The sequence below is a fragment of the Escherichia sp. MOD1-EC6098 genome (assembly GCF_002965865.1).
GTDB classification, from domain to species: Bacteria; Pseudomonadota; Gammaproteobacteria; order Enterobacterales; family Enterobacteriaceae; genus Escherichia; species Escherichia marmotae.
In genome coordinates, this window is sequence record NZ_PTSN01000057.1 from 1 (window position 1) to 3,006 (window position 3,006).

Sequence of the window (3,006 nt, forward strand, 5' to 3'; positions counted from 1 at the left end):
TTCAACAACTATTACGTAATTCTGCATTATATTAGATATTTTTACTTCTGTTTGCACTGCTTCTGTTCTTGGCTGTGATCTCAACTGTTGAACACAACACACTTATTGAACCCAGTCTTCAAATACTGACTTTAACTCTTGCACGAACTCCCTCATATTATTTGTCACCACCATCACCCCTGTGGTGATGGTGTGTCCGGCAATTGCCGTGTCTTTCGACTCGGTTGGCGTCCTGGCTGGCCGCAGTGTCACTTTAATCTCTGCGGTAGTATTTGCTGCGGCGTAATCCTGGGGCAGGACAGCATTGAGGCGGTCGCAGAATTCATTGGCCAGTTGGACGTGACGCGGTGAAGACTTTTTCGAATTCAAGAAATGCCCCAGGTCAGCCCGACCGGCCGCAAAATAATGCAGTTTCCTTCTCGAACGCTCTCCCCCTCAAAACCCAGATGAGGGACTGGCGGATGGCGCGGTTATTGCCATTTTTGAAAATGGATGCGGTTTTCATATTTAACTCCCGAATATTTTGGATATGCATGACATATCCGGTATGAAGTTCATGCACAGGGGGTGAACCTAAGTATGCAGATGTCTGCCATATGGATCTTTTTTCACAGAAGATCCGAAAATCTGCAGTCACGGATCTCCTCACCCCCCACACAACGCCACCTCCTGTAAGCACAATATGTAGTGCTGCATTCAGCTGCTGATGACACTATATGTTGTGTTATTTCCCTTGCCTGTGATGCGCCGCGCAGGGGCGGAAAACAGCGATATGATGATTTCCTCAGTGTGGTACACTTCCGGAAAGTTGTGATATTCAGGAAAGTCGGATCTGACGGAAATGGTTCTTCGATAATTATGCTTTGTTTTTATAAGTCTGATTTTAATTTTTATTAGTTAACATAATGCAAGGTAAAATAACCAAGGATTACTAAAAGCCAGATAACAGTATGTGTATTAGCGCGCTGATTTTTGCGGCATAAGAATATATACTGATATGCATACCAGAAGTATGTCAAAAAGAGGTGTGCTATGAAGCAGCGTATTACAGTGACAGTTGACAGCGACAGCTATCAGCTGCTCAAGGCGTATGACGTGAATATCTCCGGTCTGGTCAGTACGACCATGCAGAACGAAGCCCGGCGACTGCGCGCTGAACGCTGGCAGGCTGAAAATCAGGAAGGGATGGCAGAGGTCGCCAGGTTTATTGAAATGAACGGCTCTTTTGCCGACGAGAACAGGGACTGGTGAAATGCAGTTTAAAGTTTACACCTATAAAAGAGAGAGCCGTTATCGTCTGTTTGTGGATGTACAGAGTGATATTATTGACACGCCCGGGCGACGGATGGTGATCCCCCTGGCCAGTGCACGTCTGCTGTCAGATAAAGTCTCCCGTGAACTTTACCCGGTGGTGCATGTCGGGGATGAAAGCTGGCGCATGATGACCACCGATATGGCCAGTGTGCCGGTCTCCGTTATCGGGGAAGAAGTGGCTGATCTCAGCCACCGCGAAAATGACATCAAAAACGCCATTAACCTGATGTTCTGGGGAATATAAATGTCAGGCTCCGTTATACACAGCCAGTCTGCAGTCATGGTACCGGCAGTGTATTCTGCCGGACAGCCTGCATCGCTGCCTGTTGCCATTGATTATCCTGCAGCTCTGGCACTCCGCCAGATGTCGATGGTACATGATGAACTGCCAAAATATCTGCTGGCTCCAGAAGTGAGTGCCCTGCTCCATTACGTCCCGGATCTGCGCCGCAAGATGCTGCTGGCCACACTGTGGAACACCGGAGCACGCATTAATGAAGCACTGGCGCTGACGCGGGGGGATTTTTCGCTTGCGCCTCCGTATTCGTTTGTGCAGCTTGCGACCCTGAAACAACGGACCGAAAAAGCTGCCAGGACGGCAGGAATAATGCCCGCCGGTCAGCAGACTCACCGGCTGGTTCCGCTCTCTGACTCCTGGTACGTCAGCCAGCTGCAGACGATGGTGGCAACACTGAAAATACCCATGGAGCGGCGTAACCGTCGCACAGGAAGGACAGAGAAAGCGCGGAGCTGGGAAGTGACGGACAGAACGGTCAGGACTTGGATTGGGGAAGCGGTTGCCGCCGCTGCCGCTGATGGTGTGACGTTCTCTGTCCCGGTCACGCCACATACGTTCCGCCATTCCTATGCGATGCACATGCTGTATGCCGGTATACCGCTGAAGGTCCTGCAGAGCCTGATGGGGCATAAGTCCATCAGCTCAACGGAGGTCTACACGAAGGTGTTTGCGCTCGATGTGGCTGCACGGCACCGGGTGCAGTTTTCGATGCCGGAATCTGATGCGGTTTCGATGCTGAAACAATTATCCTGAGAATAAATACTCTGGCCTGTATATGGGAAATACCTCAAGTCTCCCCTGGGATGGGAGACAGACTTGGTTATTTCTTCATACTAACAATGGTGATTACTGTCTTATATCACTGACGCTGGCAACTCCGACTACGCAAAGAAGCATTATCATCGCTGACTGGGCGCATGGCATTGCAGGACGGAAGGACGACCGCACAGACTTACGTCGGGCTTCGGCGGTTTTCTCCTGCGCCATATGAAATCACAGCGTACCGTCTTACATGCCATTGACGCACATTGTTTAGGTTATCCAGTTGGACAACACCATTAAATATTTACTGCCAGCTCACGTAACCTAAGTGTCTGCAGGAGACGCACAGATTATGTTGTAATTTTGTGGTGAAACAACTTCTGTAACTTTTTGAACAGAGAAAACCATTTATTATGACGCAAGCCTAAAAGTAGCAACACCAGGACAGCGTAAATTACTGATTGCATTGAGATAATCTTTACTGACCACAGATAATGTATGGGGACCAGGATCGCGACAAGATAGACGAAGTTATGCAATTGTTGCCAGCGTTTGCCTAAGTTTCGCTGCATCGCCTGCGTGGAAGTGAATGTTAAAGCCAGTAAAATCAGCCAACTGATAATTCCGAGCGT

The 3,006-nt window shown here is 49.1% G+C and carries 4 protein-coding genes and 1 pseudogene; 3 read left to right on the forward strand and 2 right to left on the reverse strand.

What is annotated here, in order from left to right; genetic code table 11:
• Positions 1 to 102: 102 nt before the first annotated feature.
• Positions 103 to 369: a hypothetical protein gene (locus tag C0K55_RS25445; RefSeq protein ID WP_105266992.1), complete on the reverse strand. Its 267-nt coding sequence runs from the start codon at positions 367 to 369 to the stop codon at positions 103 to 105.
• A 663-nt stretch (positions 370 to 1,032) separates the two neighbouring features.
• On the opposite strand from C0K55_RS25445, the gene ccdA reads away from it, so the two are divergent.
• The 3 genes from ccdA to C0K55_RS25460 are packed head-to-tail and all read left to right on the forward strand — an operon-like array spanning position 1,033 to position 2,365.
• Complete coding sequence (ccdA, locus tag C0K55_RS25450) at positions 1,033 to 1,251, forward strand: type II toxin-antitoxin system antitoxin CcdA (protein ID WP_000813639.1); 219 nt, start codon at positions 1,033 to 1,035, stop codon at positions 1,249 to 1,251.
• 1 nt (position 1,252) lies between these two features.
• Positions 1,253 to 1,558 (forward strand): type II toxin-antitoxin system toxin CcdB, encoded by a 306-nt coding sequence (gene ccdB / locus C0K55_RS25455; protein WP_001159871.1) that lies wholly within the window; start codon positions 1,253 to 1,255, stop codon positions 1,556 to 1,558.
• A complete protein-coding gene (locus C0K55_RS25460; RefSeq protein WP_105266993.1) occupies positions 1,559 to 2,365 on the forward strand; it encodes a site-specific integrase in 807 nt (268 codons plus the stop codon).
• A 359-nt stretch (positions 2,366 to 2,724) separates the two neighbouring features.
• On the opposite strand, the pseudogene C0K55_RS25465 reads toward C0K55_RS25460, so the two are convergent.
• Positions 2,725 to 3,006, reverse strand: a pseudogene (locus tag C0K55_RS25465) (ferric reductase-like transmembrane domain-containing protein); the annotation flags it as partial.

Excerpts from the sequence above, each read along its gene's own strand:
- ccdA (WP_000813639.1), top strand. The coding sequence starts at position 1,033 with ATGAAGCAGCGTATTACAGTGACAGTTGACAGCGACAGCTATCAGCTG.
- ccdB (WP_001159871.1), top strand. The coding sequence starts at position 1,253 with ATGCAGTTTAAAGTTTACACCTATAAAAGAGAGAGCCGTTATCGTCTG.
- C0K55_RS25460 (WP_105266993.1), top strand. The coding sequence starts at position 1,559 with ATGTCAGGCTCCGTTATACACAGCCAGTCTGCAGTCATGGTACCGGCA.